At 72.2% G+C, this 20,194-nt stretch carries 12 protein-coding genes; 8 read left to right on the top strand and 4 right to left on the bottom strand.

Annotation, left to right across the window (positions count from 1 at the left end; genetic code table 11):
• Positions 1-210: 210 nt before the first annotated feature.
• The 3 genes from ACIGDI_RS10755 to moeZ all read left to right on the top strand — a co-directional run bounded on the left by ACIGDI_RS10755 (position 211) and on the right by moeZ (position 3,149).
• Positions 211-1,170: an NAD-dependent epimerase/dehydratase family protein gene (locus ACIGDI_RS10755; RefSeq protein WP_399893669.1), complete on the top strand. Its 960-nt coding sequence runs from the start codon at positions 211-213 to the stop codon at positions 1,168-1,170.
• Positions 1,158-1,907 (top strand): spherulation-specific family 4 protein, encoded by a 750-nt coding sequence (locus ACIGDI_RS10750; protein WP_399893665.1) that lies wholly within the window; start codon positions 1,158-1,160, stop codon positions 1,905-1,907. Before ACIGDI_RS10755 ends, ACIGDI_RS10750 begins: the two co-directional genes overlap by 13 nt.
• A gap of 63 nt (positions 1,908-1,970) precedes the next feature.
• Positions 1,971-3,149, top strand: coding sequence for an adenylyltransferase/sulfurtransferase MoeZ (gene moeZ / locus ACIGDI_RS10745; RefSeq protein ID WP_399893662.1), 1,179 nt, complete (start codon positions 1,971-1,973; stop codon positions 3,147-3,149).
• Between the two features lie 101 nt (positions 3,150-3,250).
• Here the strand turns inward: moeZ and ACIGDI_RS10740 are convergent, their stop codons facing one another.
• The 3 genes from ACIGDI_RS10740 to ACIGDI_RS10730 all read right to left on the bottom strand — a co-directional run bounded on the left by ACIGDI_RS10740 (position 3,251) and on the right by ACIGDI_RS10730 (position 9,328).
• Positions 3,251-4,813: an alpha/beta hydrolase gene (locus ACIGDI_RS10740; protein ID WP_399893659.1), complete on the bottom strand. Its 1,563-nt coding sequence runs from the start codon at positions 4,811-4,813 to the stop codon at positions 3,251-3,253.
• A 147-nt stretch (positions 4,814-4,960) separates the two neighbouring features.
• Entirely contained in the window at positions 4,961-6,502 is a 1,542-nt protein-coding gene (locus ACIGDI_RS10735) for an alpha/beta hydrolase (protein ID WP_399893656.1), read from the bottom strand.
• A 93-nt stretch (positions 6,503-6,595) separates the two neighbouring features.
• Positions 6,596-9,328: a lysylphosphatidylglycerol synthase domain-containing protein gene (locus ACIGDI_RS10730; protein WP_399893653.1), complete on the bottom strand. Its 2,733-nt coding sequence runs from the start codon at positions 9,326-9,328 to the stop codon at positions 6,596-6,598.
• Positions 9,329-9,514: 186 nt separating this feature from the next.
• Here ACIGDI_RS10730 and ACIGDI_RS10725 point away from each other — a divergent pair, with 186 nt between their 5' ends.
• From ACIGDI_RS10725 to nudC, 5 genes are all read left to right on the top strand, one after another.
• Positions 9,515-9,901, top strand: coding sequence for an MGMT family protein (locus tag ACIGDI_RS10725; protein ID WP_399893650.1), 387 nt, complete (start codon positions 9,515-9,517; stop codon positions 9,899-9,901).
• Positions 9,902-10,158: 257 nt separating this feature from the next.
• Positions 10,159-13,725, top strand: a complete 3,567-nt coding sequence (locus tag ACIGDI_RS10720) for a UvrD-helicase domain-containing protein (protein WP_399893646.1) — start codon at positions 10,159-10,161, stop codon at positions 13,723-13,725.
• A 101-nt stretch (positions 13,726-13,826) separates the two neighbouring features.
• Positions 13,827-17,321 (top strand): UvrD-helicase domain-containing protein, encoded by a 3,495-nt coding sequence (locus ACIGDI_RS10715; protein WP_399893643.1) that lies wholly within the window; start codon positions 13,827-13,829, stop codon positions 17,319-17,321.
• A 10-nt stretch (positions 17,322-17,331) separates the two neighbouring features.
• Entirely contained in the window at positions 17,332-18,735 is a 1,404-nt protein-coding gene (locus ACIGDI_RS10710) for a dipeptidase (RefSeq protein WP_399893640.1), read from the top strand.
• 156 nt (positions 18,736-18,891) lie between these two features.
• Entirely contained in the window at positions 18,892-19,833 is a 942-nt protein-coding gene (gene nudC, locus ACIGDI_RS10705; RefSeq protein ID WP_399893637.1) for an NAD(+) diphosphatase, read from the top strand.
• A gap of 86 nt (positions 19,834-19,919) precedes the next feature.
• Here nudC and ACIGDI_RS10700 read toward each other — a convergent pair whose 3' ends face one another.
• Positions 19,920-20,162 (bottom strand): mycoredoxin, encoded by a 243-nt coding sequence (locus tag ACIGDI_RS10700; RefSeq protein ID WP_058923365.1) that lies wholly within the window; start codon positions 20,160-20,162, stop codon positions 19,920-19,922.
• Positions 20,163-20,194 lie beyond the last annotated feature (32 nt).

Here is a 20,194-nt window from a genome sequence, read left to right as displayed (position 1 = left end):
CCCGCCCCACAGCACCGCCCGACCGAGGACGGACACCCCCCGGCGCGGCCCCGACCCACCCACCATCCCCAGGCACCACAAGCACCACCACGAAAACCGCACAGGCGCCGCAGGCATCCCGGCGCAACCGCCCGGAGGCCCCCGCCTTGAAGGAGCACCACAGATGACCACCGCCCACCCCACCCCCGACGGCGCCCAAGGAGCCGCCCGATGAGAGTCCTGCTGATCGGAGCCAACGGCTACCTCGGCCGCTTCGTGGCCGACCGCCTCCTCGCCGACCCGGCCGTCCAGCTCACCGCCCTCGGCCGAGGCGACGACGCCGACGTCCGCTTCGACCTGGCGTCCGGCAGCCCCGGCGCCCTCACCCGCTTCCTCGACGCGGTACACCCGGGCGTAGTCGTCAACTGCGCCGGCGCCACCCGGGGCGGCGCACGCGAACTCACCCGGCACAACACCGTCGCCGTCGCCACCGTCTGCGAGGCCCTGCGCCGCAGCGGCTGCGGCGCCCGCCTGGTGCAGATCGGCTGCGGCGCCGAGTACGGCCCCAGCCAGCCCGGCTCCTCCACGGCCGAGGACGCCGTCCCGCGCCCCGGCGGCCCGTACGGCGTGAGCAAGCTCGCCGCCACCGAACTCGTCCTCGGCTCCGGCCTGGACGCGGTCGTCCTGCGCGTCTTCTCACCCGCCGGCCCCGGCACCCCGGCCGGCTCGCCCCTGGGCCGCCTGGCGGAGGCCATGCGCCGAGCCATGCAGTCCGGCGACGGCGAGCTCAAACTCGCGGGCCTGGGCGCCCAGCGCGACTTCGTCGACGTACGCGACGTGGCCCGAGCCGTCCACGCCGCGAGCCTGTCCGCCGCCCAGGGCGTCATCAACATCGGGTCCGGCCGCGCCGTCCGCCTGCGCGACGCCGCCACCACCCTCGCCCGCGTGGCGGGGTACGGCGGCGCCCTCCACGAACTCGACGGCCCGCCCGGCCCGCTGCGCGCCCCGATCGGCCACCCGCGCGGTGATTCCGACCACGCGGCCCCCGTCGCGTACCCGTACCCGGACGGCTGCGGCAGCTGGCAGCAGGCCGATGTGCGCACCGCACGCGACCGGCTCGGCTGGCGGCCCCGGATCAACCTCGAAGAGTCCCTCGCCGACATCTGGATGGAGGCGGCATGCCGCATCTGACCAGCACCAAGACGTACTCCCCGAGCACGGCGTTCCGCACCGGCTTCGGCATCCCCGGCTACGCGCACCCCCTCGTCGCCCCCACTGAATGGAGCGAACTGACCCGCCCGGGCACCCCCCTGCACTGGGTGGTCCTCAACGTCGCCGACGGCCCCGGCAGTCGCCCCGACCCGCACTGCCTGGAGGCGGCCGGCCGCCTGCGCAACGCGGGTGTCCGCGTCCTGGGCCACCTCGACGCCACCTTCGGCGCCCGCACCTTCGGCGAGATGATCTCCGACGCGCACCGCTACATCGACTGGTACCGGGTCGACGGCTTCCTCCTCGACCGCTGCCCGACCGAACGCACGTCGCTTCCCGGGATCCGCCGCGCCGTCACCACGCTCCGCGCGGTCCGTGACGACGCCCACATCGTGCTCGGCCACGGCACCCACCCGCACCCCGGGTACGCGGAGACCTGCGACCAGTTGGTCACGTTCTCGGGGCCGTGGAGCGACTACCGCTGGTCGCAGGTGGCCGAGTGGACGGCCGACTACCCGCCCGACCGCTTCTGCCACTTCGTCCACGGAGTCCCGGGCCCCCACCTCGACGAAGCGCTCCGCATCGCCCGCTGGCAGGGGGCCTCGACCATCTACTTCACGGACCGCACCGACCGCGGCGGACGCACCGATCCGTGGGAGACCATGCCCGGCTACTGGGACGAAATCGTCTCGCGGATCGGAACGGGTGTCTCGGAATGAAAAAGGCCGTGGCACTGTTACACGGAGAACAACCGTACTGATTGACCGACCAACGGAGTCCCCGTGTCGCTGCCACCCCTGGTCGAGCCAGCCTCTGAGCTCACCGTAGACGAGGTCCGCAGGTACTCCCGCCACCTGATCATCCCCGACGTCGGGATGGACGGGCAGAAGCGGCTGAAGAACGCCAAGGTGCTCTGTGTGGGCGCCGGCGGCCTGGGCTCGCCGGCGCTGATGTACCTGGCCGCCGCGGGCGTCGGCACCCTCGGCATCGTGGAGTTCGACGAGGTAGACGAGTCGAACCTGCAGCGTCAGATCATCCACAGCCAGGCCGACATCGGCCGCTCCAAGGCGGAGTCCGCCCGTGACACCGTCAAGGGCATCAACCCGTACGTGAACGTGATCCTTCACGAGGAGCGGCTCGAGGCCGACAACGTGATGGACATCTTCAGCCAGTACGACCTGATCGTCGACGGCACGGACAACTTCGCGACCCGCTACCTGGTCAACGACGCGTGCGTGCTGCTGAACAAGCCGTACGTGTGGGGTTCGATCTACCGCTTCGACGGCCAGGCCTCCGTCTTCTGGGCCGAGCACGGCCCCTGCTACCGCTGCCTCTACCCGGAGCCCCCGCCGCCGGGCATGGTCCCCTCCTGCGCCGAGGGCGGCGTGCTGGGCGTGCTGTGCGCGTCCATCGGCTCCATCCAGGTCAACGAGGCCATCAAGCTCCTCGCGGGCATCGGCGAGCCGCTGGTCGGCCGGCTGATGATCTACGACGCCCTGGAGATGCAGTACCGCCAGGTCAAGGTCCGCAAGGACCCGAACTGCGCGGTCTGCGGCGAGAACCCGACCGTCACCGAGCTCATCGACTACGAGGCCTTCTGCGGCGTCGTCTCCGAGGAGGCCCAGGAGGCGGCGGCCGGCTCGACGATCACTCCGAAGCAGCTCAAGGAGTGGATCGACGACGGCGAGAACATCGAGATCATCGACGTCCGCGAGATCAACGAGTACGAGATCGTGTCGATCCCCGGCGCCAAGCTGATCCCCAAGAACGAGTTCCTCATGGGCACCGCCCTGGAGACCCTCCCGCAGGACAAGAAGATCGTCCTGCATTGCAAGACGGGTGTCCGCAGTGCGGAAGTCCTCGCGGTGCTGAAGTCGGCGGGCTTCTCCGACGCCGTGCACGTCGGTGGCGGAGTGATCGGCTGGGTCCACCAGATCGAGCCGCACAAGCCGGTCTACTAGGCAGATTTCCCGGAAGGGGCTCGGCACCACGGGTGCCGAGCCCCTTCCCGTCGCACGGCCTCGCGACCTCCGCGAACCGAACCGCCGACGACCGTCCCGTTCTACCGGGCGCAGACCTTGCCGTCCTTCGGCACCCTCCCGTCGAGCAGGTACGCGTTCACCGTCGAGTCGACGCAGTCGCTCCCGTTGCCGTACGCCCCGTGTCCCTCGCCCTTCCAGGTGAGCTCCACACCGACGCCCTTGCCGAGCTCGTCGGCCATCTTCCTGGCGCCCTCGTACGGCGTCGCCGGGTCGCCGGTGTTGCCGACCACCAGGACCGGTGCCGCGCGGGGCGCGCTGACCTCCGGGGTGTCGTACTGTCCGGCCACCGGCCAGTCGTGGCACCAGCCGGCGGTGTCCCAGCCGAGGAAGTCCCCGAACACGGGCGAGATCCTCTCGAACGTCGGCAGCAGCTTCTTCGTCTGCCCGGCGGTCGGCCGCTGCTTGTCGTCCAGGCACGATATGACCCGTTGGGAGTGGGTCGTCGTGCCGTAGTGACCCGAGGAGTCCCGCTCGTTGTAGCCGTCGGCCAGCGTGAGCAGTTCCGTGCCGTCGCCCCGCTCCGCCGAGTCCAGGGCGCTGGTCAGGGCCGGCCAGCCCGACTTGCTGTAGAGGGGCAGGACGATGCCGGTGAGAGCGAGCGTCTGCGTCAGCTTGCGCCCCGAGGAGGTCGGCAGCGGGTGCGCGTCGAGCCGCTTCACCAGGCTCGCGATCTTCCGGGTGCCCTGCGCGGGGTCCTGGCCGGTCGACTTCAGGTATTCGTCCAGCGCCCGTTGGAACCCCCGGGCCTGGTTCTCCGCGTGTCCCACCGAGTCCGCGCTGGGGTCGACGACCGCGTCGAGGACGAGCCGTCCGACGTGCTTCGGGAAGAGATGGGCGTAGACGCCGCCCAGTTCCGTGCCGTAGGAGATGCCGAAGTAGTGCATCTTCGAGTCGCCCAGCACCTGGCGCATCAGGTCCATGTCGCGGGCGGTGTCGGTCGTCGACACGTGGGCCAGGATCTTTCCGGCGGCCTTCTGGCAGCCCTTGCCGAAGTCGACGGCGTCCTGGAAGTACGCCTTCTCCTCGGCCGGGGTGTCGGGTGTGGCGTCGACGTCCTCGGCGGCCTGGATCGCCTTGTCTCCGCGGCAGCGCACCCCCTCGCTGGCGGCGACTCCGCGCGGATCCCAGCTGACCAGGTCGTAGCGCTCGCGCAGCACGGACGCCGTGGCGGCGTACTGCGGCATGGTCGACACACCCGAGCCGCCGGGGCCACCGAAGTTGAACAGCAGCGATCCGAGGCGCTTGCCCCCGCGGGCCTTCTCGCGGATCAGTGCCAGACCGATCGTCCCGCCGTCTGGCTTCGACCAGTCCAGCGGCACCTTGAGCGTCGCGCACTGCCAGTCGCTGCCCGGCGCGGTGGCGTCCGCGGTCGCCTTGCAACGCCCCCAGACGAGTTTCTGCGCGGTCAGGGAGGAGGGCAGGGCGGCGGTCGTACCGGAAGAGCCGGTCGCGGGCGAGGCGGCCGGACTCGTCTTCGACCCGTTCTTGCCCTCGCCGCCGTCGGACGACGAGCCGCTGCTGCAACCCGCCACCAGCAGTGCGGCGGCGGCTCCGAAAGCCGTCCACCGTGCGAATCGCGCCATGTGCGTCCCCCCTGACAGGCCGTCCGCATCGAGCAGCGGACCGCGGTCAGGCCATAGTAGGCAGATCAAGCCGAGCTCGCGCAGGCCTGTGGATAACCTTCTGACCTGCATCTTTACTGGGATCTGCTGGGGATTCCCGGGCTGCCGTCAGGAGCAGACGGTTCCGGCCGCCGGCACTTTCCCGTCCAGGAGATAGCCGTTCACCGCGCTCTGCACGCACTTGTTCTTGCTGTCGTACGCGCCGTGCCCCTGCCCCTTGTACGTCAGCTCCACGCCGACGCCCTTGCCCAGCGCGTTCACCATCTTCTTCGCACCCTCGTACGGTGTGGCCGGGTCGCCGGTGTTGCCCACGACGAGGATCGGCGCCGAGCCGGCGGCGCTCACGTCGGGGTGGTCGGCGGCGCCCGCCACGGCCCAGTCGGTGCAACCGGCCATGGACCAGGCCAGGAAGTCACCGAAGAGCGGTGAGACGGCCCGGAACTCGGGGAGCTTGTGCTGCACGTAGGCGGCGTCGTAGCGGGCCTTGTCGTCCGCGCAGTTGATGGCGATGTTCGCGGCCGTGATGTTGCTGTACTCGCCGTTCTCGCTGCGGCCGTTCATCGAGTCGGACAGCGCCATCAGGATCTTGCCGTCGCCGTCGTACGCCTCCTGCAGGCCCTCGGTGAGGTACTGCCAGAAGTCCTTGGAGTACAGGGACTGTGCGATGCCGTTGGTCGCGGCGGTCTGGGTGAGCTGACGCGGGAAGATCCCGGAGATCGGCTTCTTGTCGAGGTCCCTCAGGAACTTGGCGATGCGGTCCTTGACGTCCTGCGCGTTGTCGCCGATCGGGCAGGGCTGTGCCTTGGAGGTGCAGTCCCGGGCGAAGTTGTCGAGGGCGAGCTGGAAGCCGCCGGCCTGCCCGAGCGAGCTCTGTTCGGCGTTCTGCGTCGGGTCGACGACCGCGTCGAAGACGGCCCGGCCCACGTGCCGGGGGAACAAGTGGGCGTAGACGCCGCCGAGTTCGGTGCCGTAGGAGATGCCGAAGTAGTAGAGCTTGTCGTCGCCGAGGACCTGCCGCATCAGGTCCATGTCCCGGGCCGCGTCGGTGGTGCGCACGTGCGGCAGCACCTTCTTGGAGTTCTTCTCGCAGGCCGAGTTGAAGTTCTTGGTGTTGTCCAGGAACTCGGTGCGCTCGGCGGCGTCGTCGGGGGTGGCGTCCTGCTGGAAGTAGTTGTCGAGCTGCTGGTCGTTCTCGCATTCCACGGGCGCGCTGCGGCCGACCCCGCGCGGGTCGAAGCTGACCAGGTCGTAGCGGGTGCGCAGCTTCGCGTAGTCCTGGCCGAAGGAGGGCAGCGTGGTGACACCGGAGCCGCCGGGGCCGCCGAAGTTGAAGACGAGAGACCCGATGCGTTTGCCCGCGGCTCCGCTCGTCCTCGCCCGGATCAGCGCGATGCCGATCGTGTCACCCTTGGGCTTGCCCCAGTCCAGCGGCGCCTTCATGGTGGCGCACTGCCAGGTGCCGCCGTTCGGCAGGGGCGACGGCGCGGAGCCCCCGCCCTCCGCCGCGGAGGGGGCCGGGCAGTCCTTCCAGTGCAGCTTCTGGGCCGACAGGTCCTCGTCGTTCTTGGCGTTGCCGCTGCAGGCCGCCAGTACGGAGGACAGCAGTACGGCGGTCAGGGCAGCGGCCCGCAGGCGCGGAGGCTTCGGCATACCTCCATCCTGTGGCCGCGCCGGGCGGCCCGCTCGGGACACGGGCCGTATGAGGTACGCGCGCGTACGGACGTCGTACGACGAGCCGTCGTATCAGAGTGCCTGCTTGCGGGAGAGCTGGTTGAAGGCCAGCCAGCCCGGCAGCACCGGCAACCACAGCGTCAGCAGCCGGAACAGCAGTACGGCCGGGGCCGCGACCTCCTTGGGCAGACCCACGGCGATCAGACCGACCGTCAGCGTCGCCTCGACCGCACCCACGCCGCCCGGGGTCGGGGCCGCGGAGCCGAGGGCGTTGCCGGCGAGGAAGACGACGGCGACGCTGGCGATGCTGAGCGAGGCGCCCTGCTGGCCGAAGGCGCGGATCGAGGCGTCCAGGCACATCACGAAGCAGGCGGTCAGCAGCAGCATGCCGCCGATGCCGGTGACCAGCTTCTGCGGCCGCTGCAGCACGTCCAGCATGCGCGGCACGACACCGGCGAAAAGCGACCGCACGCGCGTGGCGACGAATTTCCGCATGAACGGCACCGAGGTGACCACCAGGACGAGCACCGCCACCGTCAGCAGGCCCGCGATGACCGTCCGGGACGGCGACAGCGACGGCGTCTTCTCGGTGCCGGTCAGGTAGCCGAAGGACAGCAGCATCAGGATGTGGCAGCCGAGCCCGAACAACTGGGAGGCACCCACGCTCGCGACCGCCAGGCCGGGCCGGACGCCCGCGCGCTGCAGGAAGCGCGTGTTGAGCGCGACACCGCCCACCGCAGCGGGCGCGACGATCTTCACGAACGACCCGGCGACCTGGGCCGCGACGGTCCGCAGGAACGGCACCCGCTCGGGCACGAACCCCAGCAGGGCCATCGCCGCGGCGAAGTAGCTGGCCGCCGAGAACGCGAGGGCCGCGACGACCCAGCCCCACTGCGCGTTCTCCATCAGTGGCCCGAACTCGATGTGGGTGAGCTGCGTCAGCAGGAAGTACGCGCCGATGGCACCCGCGATGAAACTGATCAGCGTCCGCGGCCGCACCCGCTCCAGCCGGGCCGGCTCGACCGGCGCCTGCGGCCTGATGAGCAGCACCTGGTGGCGGATCTGCGTGAGCAGATCCTCTTCCCGCGCTTCGTCGATGGCCTCGTCGATGGCCCGCTTCTCGGCCCTGGCCTCCGCCCGTACGGCCTTCTTGTCGGGCTTCTCCAGTGCGGGCCCCGTGTCGTCGTCCGCCGCCTCCAGGCGGGCCTGCTTGGCCTGCCGCGACGCCTCCAGAACCGCCTCGCGCTCCCGCTGGGCCCGTTCCCGGGCCAGCTTGCGCAGGGTCGCCCGGGAGGTGCGGCTGAGGGCGATGGGCTGCAGCATCGGCAGGCAGTCGGCCACCGCGTCCGGGCCGAGCACGGCCACCGCAGACGCGACCGCGCGCTCGGCGCCGACCCGCAGACCGAGCGTCACCAGGAGCTGGGAGACGTCCATGCGCAGCAGCAGATCGCCGGCCGCGATCTCGCCGACGCGCAGGTCGGTGAGGATGACGGTGCCGGAACGATCCACCAGAATCGCGTCGCCCACGAGCCGGCGGTGCGCGATGCGCCGGGACTGCAGGGCCCGCACCTGGTGCCAGGTGTCGTGCAGCAGTCCGTCGGTGATCTCGTCGTCCGCCAGGGAGTCGAGTGTGCGCCCGCCGGTGTGCTCGTAGACGAGCATCACCGCGTCGGGGCCGAGTTCGGAGGTCGCGATCAGCTTGGGCGCGTTGGCGCCGGCCGCGATGGCCGCGTAGGCGAGCAGGGCCTCCTGCTCCAGGGCCTGGCGCAGCGACTGGAGGCTGCTGCGGGTGGCGAAGCCGCGCAGGGTCAGGTTGCGCCACGCGCGATAGAAGAACCCCTGGGCCTGCTGCTCCCGGTCGACGACGGTGACGTCCAGGGGCGGGCCGTCCTCCAGGGTGACGAAGTAACGCCGGCCGCGGTCGCCGGTCTCGTGGTGCTCCGGCACCTCCTCGCGGGCCGCGGTCACCGGGCGGAACCCCACGTGCCGGAGGCCCGCCATCAGCGTCCTGCCGGTGGGGCGGACGTTGGGCGAGCCGACCGCGTAGAGCGTGCCGTAGGCCACCGTCCAGCCGATCAGCACCGTCAGGATGATCGAGAACGGTGTCGTGTAGCCGGTGACCAGCATCGAGAACGCGTCGAGGAGCAGCACGATCCACAGCACGGCCCGCCAGCGGGGCCGCCGTGACATGCCGACCGCGGTCATGTAGGCGATGACCGGGGCGAGATAGCCGTGCACCGGGTCCGTGAGGGCGTGGATGTCGCCGGGGGAGGGCTGGGTGAGCGCCTCCTGGATGGAGCCGGGGGCGCCCTTGGCCACCCACAGGTCGGTGGCGAGTGTCACACCGTGCGCGAGGACCGCGGCGAGGACGCCGTCGGCGATGCGCAGCCCGTCGCGCTTGATCAGCCGCTCGATCGCGAACGCGACCGGAACCAGCAGGATGGCGATGCTGGAGGCCAGCCCCGCGATCTTGATGAGCAGGTCGGGCGCCTGCCCGGTGCCCTTGTTGATGTCCTGTTCGAGGCCCGACGTGGTGCCGTGCGCGAACGCGGCGATCGCGAGCAGCAGCACGATCCCCAGCACGCCCACCATCAGGCGCATCAGGTCGGAGGGGCGGTGCACGCGCGCGGGGAGGAGCGGTTCGTCGCCCTCCACCTCGTCGATGTGCGCCTCCTCGACGAGGTCGACGTCGTCCCTGTCAGAGGCCTTCGCGGACGTCCCCGTGCCGCCGGAAACGGGTTCCGGGCGCGACGAAGCGTCAGAGGTGCTCTCCGCGTCCTCTGGGTGCACACCCTGCTGCTTCATCGTCTCTTCTTGATCTCGTATCACCGGTCACCGCCCGCATGATGGTGGCATGCCCCACCGACACACGGGGGCATCAGGGTGCAAATGCGGGGGCGCACAGTCTGCCGGAAGCGCCGCGCGGGGGCGAGGGATACGCACGGTCACGAGCGCGTCGCACTGTCGGTGGCGTGGGGCAGGATGGGCCGGATGAGCGAGGAGAGCCTGCCGCACGAGGACCGACCGGAACACCCGGACGCGCTGCCGGAGTACGCCGAGCGGGTCCTTGAGGTCGCCGAACTGGTACCGCCCGGGCGTGTCATGACGTACGGGGACGTCGCCGAGTGGCTGGGGAAGGGCGGACCCCGGCAGGTCGGCCGGGTGATGGCCCTCTACGGAGGCGCCGTGCCCTGGTGGCGCGTCGTCCGCTCGGACGGCGTCCTGCTGCCCGGGCACGAGCTGCGGGCGCTCGACCACTACCGCGCCGAGAGCACGCCCCTGAAGGAGGCGAGCAGGGCTGCCGAGGGCCACCTGCCGCGCCTCGACATGAAGCGGGCGCGCTGGGACGGCGGCGGACGCGCTGAGGGTCACACCTGACAGCTTCCGCCATCCGGCAACCCCGTGTGTGACCCGTGATCCGTATGGGGGAACAGGGGCACGTCTGTCGCATGCCGTACGTTCGAGGGGCGAGGGACGTGCGAGGCGTGAGCGTCGGGAGGGAAGAAGCGGAAGCTCTGCTTCCGTCCGGCCCGTCGGCGTAGCGTCGGCTGCACACGTCCCCCTCACCCCGCGATCACCGCCCCGCACGCACGGTGGTCCGACAACCAGCACACCCACCAGGACCGGCGAACCACGTGAGCTCCTCTTCCTCCACCAGGCGCCTGTCGCACCCCGCGGTGCGACAGGGGAACCGTGGCGCTTACCGGCTGGTGCGTACCCCTCCGGCCCGACCGGATCCCCCTCGTCTGGACGCCGCTCAGCGCTCCGTGGTTGACCACAGGTCCGGCCCGCTGCTCGTTCTCGCAGGTCCCGGCACCGGCAAGACGACCACACTCGTCGAGTCCGTGGCGGCGCGGATCGCCCGTGGCGGTGACCCCGCGCGCGTGCTCGTGCTGACGTTCAGCCGCAAGGCGGCCGTCGAGCTGCGCGACCGCATGGCGCTGCGCGTGGGGGCGGCCCGCGCTCCCCAGGCGACCACCTTCCACTCGTTCTGCTACGCCCTCGTGCGCGCCCACCAGGACAGCGAGCTGTTCGTGGAGCCGCTGCGGCTGCTGTCCGGCCCGGAGCAGGACGTCGCCGTCCGCGAGCTGCTCGCCGGCCAGCCCGACCTGGAGCGACTCGGCCTCGCGCACGTGCGCTGGCCGGACGAGCTGCGCGCCTGCCTGACGACCCGGGGCTTCGCCGACGAGGTCCGCGCGGTCCTCGCCCGCAGCCGGGAACTCGGCCTGGATCCGGTCGCGCTGGACGACTTCGCCCGCCGTATCGGCCGCCCCGACTGGCGCGCCGCGGCCGCCTTCCTCGCCGAGTACCTCGACGTCCTCGACATGCAGGGCGTGCTCGACTACGCCGAACTGGTCCACCGCGCGGTCCTCCTCGCCCGCCGGCCCGAGGTCGCCGAACGGCTCGCCGCGCAGTACGACGCCGTCCTCGTCGACGAGTACCAGGACACGGACGCGGCTCAGGTACGGCTGCTGCACGCGCTCGCGGGCGGCGGCCGCACCCTCGTCGCCTACGGCGACCCGGACCAGTCGATCTACGCCTTCCGGGGCTCCGACGTGAACGGCATCCTGGAGTTCCCCCACGCCTTCCCGCGCGCGGACGGCCGCCCGGCGCCAGTTCAGGTCCTGCGCACCTCCCGCCGCTCCGGCGCCGCCCTGCTCGCCGCGACCCGCCTGCTCACCCAGCGCATGCCGCTGACCCGGCTGCCGGCGGAGAAGGTCCGCGCACACCGCGGGCTCGCCCCCGTCCGGGAGGGCGGCCGCGTCGAGGTGTACACGTATCCGACGTCCGGTACGGAGCTGGACAACATCGCCGACATCCTGCGCCGGGCCCACCTGGAGGACGGTGTCCCTTGGCGCGACATGGCCGTCCTGGTGCGTGCCGGGTCCCGGACGATCCCCACGGTCCGCCGCGCGCTGACGGCCGCCGGCGTGCCCCTGGACATCGACGGCGACGACCTGCCCCTGCGCCACGAACCGGCGGTCGCACCCCTGCTGACGGCCCTGCGAGCGGTGGCCACGGCGGAGGCGGGGACGGCTCAGCCCGAGGAGAGCCCGTCCGAGGCGGTCCCGCCGGGAGAGGCTTCGCCCGAGGCGGGTCTGCCTGAGGAGACTCCGTCCGGGGAGAGCCTTCCTGACGAGACTCCGACCGGAGAGAGCCTGTCTGCCGGAGAGAGCCTGTCCGAGGGGACTCCGTCCGAGGAGAGCCTGCCCGAGGCGTCCACGCCCGTGGAGCTCCTGCCCGAGGAGGCTCCGTCCGGAGAGGCCCTGCCCGACGCCTCCACACCCGTGGAACCCCCGCCCGACCCGGCAGCCCCCTGTTGGCTGGACACCGAAACCGCCCTCAGCCTCCTCGCCTCACCCCTCGGCGGTATGGACGCCGCCGACCTGCGCCGTCTCGGCCGGGCGCTGCGCGACGAGGAGCGGGCAGCGGGCAACGCCCTGCCGCCGCCGTCGGACGAACTGCTCGCGCGGGCCCTGGCCGAGCCGGAGCGCCTGGCCGTGCACGACCCCGCGTACGCGCGTGGCGCGCAGCGGCTGGGCGCCCTGCTCCGCAAGGCCAGGGAACGCCTCGCGGGCGGCGGCACGGCCGAGGAGGCGCTGTGGGACCTGTGGGAGGGCACGCCGTGGCCCACCCGCCTGGAGCGTTCCGCGCGGCGCGGCGGGGCCGCCGGGCGCAACGCCGACCGTGACCTGGACGCGGTGTGCGCGCTGTTCGCGACCGCCGCGCGCGCGGAGGAGCGCACCGGCGGCCGGGGCGCCCTGAACTTCCTGGAGGAGATCGAGGCCGAGGACATCGCCGCCGACACCCTCACGCGGCGGGCGGTACGCCCGGACGCCGTACGCCTGATGACCGCGCACCGCTCCAAGGGCCTGGAGTGGCGTCTCGTCGTCGTCGCCGGCGTCCAGGAAGGGCTGTGGCCCGACCTGCGCCGCCGCGGCTCGCTCCTGGAGGCCGACCGCATCGGCCGCGACGGACTCGCCGAACCGCTCACCCCGGGCGCGCTGCTCGCCGAGGAGCGCCGCCTGTTCTACGTCGCCGCCACGCGTGCGCGTGAACGCCTCGTCGTCACCGCCGTGAAGGCACCGGCCGACGACGGCGACCAGCCGTCCCGCTTCCTCACCGAACTCGGCGTCGAGCCCAAGGACGTCACGGGCCGCCCGCGCCGCCCCCTGTCCGTCGCCGCGTTGGTCGCCGAACTGCGCGCCACGACGGTCGACCCGCGCGTCTCGGACACCCTCAGGCAGGCGGCCGCCCACCGGCTCGCCCGCCTCGCCGCGCTCGCCGACGAGGACGGCCGCCCGCTCGTCCCCTCCGCCCACCCCTACCGCTGGTGGGGGATGTTCGAGCCGACCGAGAGCAAGGTGCCGCTGCGCAACCGCGACCAGCCCGTCGTGCTCTCCGGAAGCGCTCTCGACCAGCTCGCCAACACCTGCTCCTTGCAGTGGTTCCTGGGCCGCGAGGTGAAGGCCGACGCGCCCGCGACGACCGCCCAGGGCTTCGGCAACGTCGTCCACGTCCTCGCCGACGAGGTCGCCTCCGGGCACACGCCCGCCGACCTCGCCGTCCTCATGGAACGCCTCGACTCGGTGTGGAACGCGCTCGCCTTCGACGCGCCGTGGAAGTCGGCGCAGGAGAAGGAGACCGCGCGCGTGGCGCTCGAACGCTTCCTGAAGTGGCACGTCATGGACCGCACCAGCCGCACCCCGGTGGCCAGCGAGCACGACTTCGACGTGACCCTGGCGGCCGGCGACTACGAGGTCCGCATCCGCGGCCAGATGGACCGCGTCGAGGCCGACGGTGAGGGCCGCGCCTACGTCGTCGACTTCAAGACCGGCAAACAGGCGCCCACCGCGCGCGAGGTGGAACGCCACCCCCAGCTCGCCGTCTACCAGCTCGCCGTCCGCGAGGGCGCCGTCGACGAGGCCTTCGACGGCCGGCGCCCCGAACCCGGCGGCGCCGAACTGGTGCACCTGCGGCAGGGTGCCGCGCAGCGCGACGGCGGCGAGACGCTGCCCAAGGTGCAGGCCCAGGACCCCATCGAGGGCTCGGCGAGGGAGTGGGTCGGCGAACTGCTCGCCACGGCCGCCGGAAAGGTGCTCGACGAGAGGTTCACGCCGACCGCCGGACAGCACTGCGCGCACTGCGCGTTCCGGGCGTCCTGCAGCGCCCGCCCCGAGGGCCGGCACATCGTCGAGTAGCCCGGGTGATGCATCACACCACCTGCGCCGACCTGCGCTTCCGTTGACCCGGAGGGCGATTTTGTCCTCCGCTGTCAGTGGTCGCCGATAGCCTCTCTGACGTGCCGCCCCGTATCACCGATCCCGATCAGCTCAAGGAGCTCCTCGGGATTCCGTTCACCCCGGAGCAGACGGCCTGCATCATCGCGCCGCCCGCCCCGCAGGTGATCGTGGCCGGCGCCGGATCGGGCAAGACGACGGTGATGGCGGCCCGCGTGGTCTGGCTGGTCGGCACCGGGCAGGTCGCCCCCGAGCAGGTACTCGGCCTGACCTTCACCAACAAGGCCGCCGGAGAGCTCGCCGAACGCGTCCGCAAGGCGCTGATCAAGGCGGGCGTCACCGACCCGGACGTCATCGACCCGGACAACCCGCCGGGCGAACCGGTCATCTCGACCTACCACGCGTTCGCCGGCCGCCTCCTGACCGACCACGGACTGCGCCTCGGCCTGGAGCCGACCTCGCGGCTGCTCGCCGACGCCACCCGCTATCAGCTCGCCGCGCGCGTGCTGCGGGAGGCCCCGGGCCCCTATCCGGCGCTCACCCGCTCCTTCGCGGACCTCGTCAGCGACCTCCTGACCCTCGACGCCGAACTCGCCGAGCACCTCGTGCGCCCCGAGGAGGTGCGCGCGTACGACGCCGAACTGCTGCGCACCCTGCAGGGCGCCAAGCTCACCAACGCCGATCTGCGCAAGGTCCCCGAGGCGGCCGCCGCCCGCCGTGAACTGGCCGACCTGGTGGTCCGCTACCGCGCCGCCAAACGCGAACGCGACCTGCTCGACTTCGGCGACCAGATCGCCCTGTCCGCACAGCTCGCGCGCATCCCCGAAGTCGGCCGCGTCCTGCGCGACGAGTTCCGCGTGGTCCTCCTGGACGAGTACCAGGACACCTCGGTGGCCCAACGCATCCTCCTCGCGGGCCTGTTCGGTGGCGGCACCGGCCACCCGGTGACCGCCGTCGGCGACCCCTGCCAGGCGATCTACGGCTGGCGCGGCGCGTCCGTCGCCAACCTGGACGACTTCCCCGAGCACTTCGCCCGCCCCGACGGCCGCCCCGCCACCCGTCAGGCGCTCAGCGAGAACCGCCGCAGCGGCGGCCGCCTCCTGGACCTCGCCAACGGTCTCGCGGAACCGCTGCGCGCCATGCACGCCGGCGTGGAGGCCCTCCGCCCGGCTCCCGGTGCCGAACGGGACGGCGTCCTACGCTGCGCGCTGCTGCCCACCCACGCCGAGGAGATCGACTGGATCGCCGACTCGATCGCCCACCTGGTGAACACCGGCAAGGCGCCCGGCGAGATCGCCGTGCTGTGCCGTACGGCGACCGACTTCGCGGAGATCCAGGGCGCGCTCGTCGCCCGGGACGTCCCCGTCGAGGTGGTCGGCCTGTCCGGGCTGCTGCACCTGCCGGAGATCGCCGACCTGGTCGCCGTCTGCGAGGTGCTCCAGGACCCCGGCGCCAACGCCTCCCTGGTCCGGCTGCTGACCGGCCCCCGCTGGCGCATCGGCCCGCGCGACCTCGCCCTCCTGGGACGCAGGGCGCGGCTGCTCGTGTCCCACGCGCGCGTGGCGGACGACGACGACCGCGACCGGCGGCTCGCCGAGGCCGTCGAGGGGGTCGATCCGTCGGAGGTGATATCGCTCGCGGACGCCCTCGACACCTTCCTGGAGATGCCGCTCGACGCGGAGCTGGAGGAGGACGGGCTGCCGTTCTCGCCGGACGCGCGCGTGCGCTTCGCGCGGCTGGCCGCGGAACTGCGCGATCTGCGCCGGTCGTTGTCCGACCCGTTGATGGACGTCCTGCACCGCGTCCTCGCCGTCACCGGCCTGGAGGTGGAGCTGTCGGCGTCCCCGCGCGCCCTGGTCGCCCGCCGCCGCGAAACGCTCTCCAACTTCCTGGACGTGGCCGCCTCCTTCGCTGCCGGGGACGGCGAGGCCAGCCTGCTCGCCTTCCTGGGCTTCCTGCGCACCGCGGCGCAGTACGAGAAGGGCCTCGACAACGCCCTCCCCGGCGGCGAGAACACCGTGAAGGTGCTCACCGCCCACAAGTCGAAGGGCCTGGAGTGGGACGTCGTCGCCGTCCCGGGACTGGTCAAGGACACCTTCCCCAGCACCAAGGGCCGGGAGAAGTGGACCGCCCAGGGCAAGGTGCTGCCGCACGCACTGCGCGGCGACGCCGACACCCTGCCCGACGTCGCGTCCTGGGACTCCCGCGGCCTGAAAGCCTTCCAGGAGGCCATGAAGGAGCACCAGCACACCGAGGAACTCCGCCTCGGCTACGTCACCTTCACCCGCCCCCGCTCCCTCCTCCTCGGCTCCGGCCACTGGTGGGGGCCGACACAGAAGAAGCGGCGCGGCCCCTCCGACTTCCTGCTGGACCTGTACGAGCACTGCGAGGCCGGGTACGGCGAGATCGAGGCGTGGGCGCAGGAGCCCCCCGAGGACGCGGAGAACCCCGCCCTGCACGCGGCGAGCGCCGACCAGGTCTGGCCCCTACCGCTGGACGAGGCGTCCCTCGCCCGCCGCCGGACGGCCGCCGAAACCGTCCTGGCCCACCTGGAGAACCTCGCCTCCCACGAGTCCGGCCACCCCGCGGCCGTACACGACCCGGACAGCCACGAGGATCCGGAGTGGCCCGCGCCGCCGGACGACGAGGAGCCCTACGGGGAGGAAGACCTGTACCCGGACGGGGAACCGGGCGACTGGGACAGCTGGTCCGCGGACCGCCCGACGGTCCCGCACCAGGCGACGGGACCGGAGCGCGCCGAGCACGTCGGCACGCGCGCGCCGGAGCACACCCGTGCGCGCGAGCACACCCGCCCCACCCCCGAGGAAGCCCGCACCATCGCCTCCTGGGACCGCGACCTCGACGCCCTCACCGGTGAGCTCCTGCGCGCGCGGGACGCCGTCACCGACGTTCCCCTGCCCGTGACCCTCACCGCGTCGCAGGTGCTGCGGCTGGCCGCCGACCCGGACGGCTTCGCGCAGGAACTCGCGCGCCCCATGCCCCGCCCGCCGCAGCCCGCCGCGCGCCGGGGCACCCGCTTCCACGCCTGGGTCGAGGCCCGCTTCGAAGAACTCACCCTCCCCGTACTGGAACCGGACGAACTGCCCGGCAGTGACGCCGAGATCGCCGACGAGCGCGATCTGGAGGCCCTCAAGGACGCCTTCGAACGCACCGAGTACGCCCACCGCACGCCCCACCGCGTCGAGGCCCCCTTCCAGCTCGCCATCGCAGGCCGGGTGATCAGAGGGCGCATCGACGCCGTATACAAGGAGGGCGACGGCGAGGCGGCGACGTACGAGATCGTCGACTGGAAGACCAGCCGCGAGCGCACCGCCGATCCGCTCCAGCTCGCCCTGTACCGCCTCGCCTGGGCCGAGCAGCGGGGCGTGCCCCTCGAGTCCGTCAACGCGGCGTTCCTGTACGTCCGCACCGGTGAGGTCGTACGACCGCAGGGCCTGCCGGACCGGGCCGCACTGGAGCGGCTGCTCCTGGGAGAGCCGGCCGCGCAAGCAAACTGTGAGGAACCGCCCACCGAGGATGTCGGTGCGGGCCGATAGGCTCGTGACCATGAGCCAGACCCCGGACAGCGCCGTCCGTACGTACATCGAGCAGCACAGCTCCGCCTTCCTGGAGGACCTCGCGGAGTGGCTGCGCATCCCGTCCGTGTCCGCCCAGCCGGACCACGCGCCCGATGTACGCCGCAGCGCCGACTGGCTCGCCGCCGAACTCCGGAAGACCGGCTTCCCGACCGCCGAGGTCTGGGAGACGGCGGGAGCCCCCGCCGTCTACGCCGAGTGGCCCTCCGACGACCCCGAGGCGCCCACGGTCCTCGTCTACGGCCACCACGACGTGCAGCCCGCCGCCCGCGAGGACGGCTGGGACAGCGAGCCCTTCGAGCCGGTCGTCCGCGACAACCGCCTCTACGCGCGCGGGGCGGCCGACGACAAGGGCCAGGTCTTCTTCCACACCCTCGGCGTCCGCGCCCACCTCGCCGCCACCGGCCGCACCACCCCGGCCGTCGGCCTGAAGCTGCTGATCGAGGGTGAGGAGGAGTCCGGATCGCCGCACTTCCGCGCCCTCGTGGAGGAGCACGCCGGGCGGCTGGCCGCCGACGCCGTGATCGTCTCCGACACCGGCATGTGGTCCGAGGACACCCCCACCGTCTGCACCGGCATGCGCGGCCTCGCCGAGTGCGAGATCCACTTCTTCGGCCCCGACCAGGACATCCACTCCGGGTCCTTCGGCGGCGCCGTCCCCAACCCGGCCACCGCCGCCGCCCGTCTGGTCGCCGCCCTGCACGACGAGCACGCACGCGTGGCCGTCCCCGGCTTCTACGACGGCGTCGTCGAACTCACCGACCGCGAGCGTGAGCTCTTCGCCGAACTGCCCTTCGACGAGCAGGAGTGGCTGCGCACCGCCAAGTCGTACGCCGCCCAGGGCGAGGCCGGCCACACCACCCTGGAACGCATCTGGGCCCGCCCCACCGCCGAGGTCAACGGCATCGGCGGCGGCTACCAGGGCCCCGGCAGCAAGACGATCATCCCGTCCTCGGCGATGGTGAAGCTGTCCTTCCGTATGGTCGCGGGACAGGATCCCGCGCACATCGAGAAGGTCGTCCGCGACTGGGTCGCCACACAGGTGCCCACGGGGATCCGGCACGAGATCACGTTCGGCGCCGCCACGCGCCCCTGCCTGACGCCGCTGGACCACCCCGCCCTGCAGTCCGTGGTCCGCGCGATGGGCCGAGCCTTCGGCAAGCCGATCCGCTTCACCCGCGAGGGCGGCTCCGGACCCGCCGCCGACCTCCAGGAGGTCCTGGACGCACCGGTGCTCTTCCTGGGCATCTCCGTCCCGTCCGACGGCTGGCACGCGCCGAACGAGAAGGTCGAGCTCGACCTGCTCCTCAAAGGCGTCGAGACCACCGCGTACCTGTGGGGCGACCTCGCCCGGACGTGGCGTCATGCGCCCTGAGCGTCACGCGCCGCCCGGACGGGCACGGTGCGAGGGGCACACTGGAGAGAACGCCCCGCATCGCCCAGCCCCACCGGAACCGGTCACCTCCCGCCCCGCGTCCCGCCGCACCGCCCGCCGAAACAGCCCGTTCCACAGGGGGAGTTGGAAGCACCCGTGACCACCTGGACCGACCACACCGCCGACCGCCCCATCTCGCTCACCGCCCCGAGCGGCATCGACCGCGCCGCCCACCACCGGCTCGACGAGGCCTGGCTCGCGGCGGCGTGGAGCCACCCCACGACCCGCTGCTTCGTGGTCTCCGGCGGCCAGGTCCTCATCGACGAGACGCCCGACGGCCGTACCGAACTCGTCATGACCCCGTCCTTCGAGGCCCCCCTGACGGAGGCGCACCGCTACTTCCTGGGCACCGACGAGGACGGCGTCAGCTACTTCGCCCTGCAGAAGGACGCGTTGCCCGGCCGTATCGACCAGTCCGCGCGACCGGCCGGCCTGCGCGAGGCCGGCCTGCTGCTGTCGCCGCGGGACGCGGGCCTGATGGTGCACGCCGTCGGCCTGGAGAACTGGCAGCGCACCCACCGCTTCTGCTCCCGCTGCGGCGAGCGCACCGTCATCGCCGCGGCCGGCCACATCCGCCGCTGCCCGGCCTGCGGGGCCGAGCACTACCCGCGCACCGACCCCGCCGTGATCATGGCCGTCACGGACACCGAGGACCGCATCCTCCTCGGCCGCCAGGTCCACTGGCCCGAGGGCCGCTTCTCCACGCTCGCCGGGTTCGTCGAGCCCGGCGAGTCCATCGAGCAGGCGGTGCGCCGCGAGGTCTTCGAGGAGGCCGGCATCAGCATCGGACAGGTCGAGTACGTCGCCAGCCAGCCCTGGCCGTTCCCGTCCAGCCTGATGCTCGGTTTCATGGCCCACGCCACCTCCACCGAGATCAACGTCGACGGCGACGAGATCCACGAGGCCCGCTGGTTCTCCCGCGACGAACTCGGCGCCGCCTTCGACTCGGGCGACGTGCTTCCGCCCTACGGCATCTCGATCGCGGCCCGCCTGATCGAGCTCTGGTACGGCAAGCCGCTGCCGACCAGGAGCGTGTGACGGGCAGGCCGACACCTGGCAGAACGACAAAAGGCGGTACCCGAGCCGACCTCGGGTACCGCCTTTTCGCACGCCAGGGCGCGGCGTCACACGCCGATCTTCTGCTTCACCTGGGCCAGCGACGGGTTCGTCAGCGTCGAACCGTCCGGGAACAGCACGGTCGGAACCGTCTGGTTTCCGCCATTCGCCTTCTCGACGAAAGCCGCGGACTCCGGGTCCTGCTCGATGTTGATCTCGTCGTACGTGATGCCCTCGCGGTCCATCTGGCTCTTCAACCGGCGGCAGTAGCCACACCACGTGGTGCTGTACATCGTCACAGTGCCCGGCATGTCTCTCGCACTCCTCAGCTGCTGGGGGATCG

The sequence above is a fragment of the Streptomyces sp. NPDC085900 genome (assembly GCF_044540925.1).
Lineage (GTDB): Bacteria > Actinomycetota > Actinomycetes > Streptomycetales > Streptomycetaceae > Streptomyces > Streptomyces gilvifuscus.
Note: the sequence above shows the minus strand (reverse complement) of the source record. Positions and strands in the feature narration are given on the sequence as shown.